This window comes from Streptomyces sp. URMC 126, assembly GCF_051386555.1.
Lineage (GTDB): Bacteria > Actinomycetota > Actinomycetes > Streptomycetales > Streptomycetaceae > Streptomyces.
In genome coordinates this window covers 1-281 of the sequence record NZ_JBPQTX010000800.1, presented here as the reverse complement: position 1 = coordinate 281, position 281 = coordinate 1, and the positions used below count along the sequence as shown (strand labels likewise).

Here is a 281-nt window from a genome sequence, read left to right as displayed (position 1 = left end):
GCACCGGGGCGAGCCCGCCCCCGAGGCCGGCACCACGCCCCCCGGGCGCTCCCCGGGGGACGCGCACACCTCGCGCGGCACGGAGCGCGGTGACACGCTCGCCGGCGACGACCGCTACACCGTGCGCCCCGGGGACAACCTCTCCTCGATCGCCGACCGGCACTCCGTGGCCGGCGGCTGGCCCGCCCTCTACGAGGCCAACCGGGCGACCGTCGGGGACGACCCGGACCTAATCGTGCCGGGTCAGCGGCTGGAGGTCACCGGCTCCTGACGCCCGATCA

The 281-nt window shown here is 77.6% G+C and carries 1 protein-coding gene; it reads left to right on the top strand.

Going from position 1 to position 281, the window contains the following annotated elements:
- A partial coding sequence (locus ACSNOK_RS33975) for a LysM peptidoglycan-binding domain-containing protein (protein ID WP_436784597.1) occupies positions 1-271 on the top strand: 271 nt, incomplete at its 5' end.
- Between the last annotated feature and the right edge of the window lie 10 nt (positions 272-281).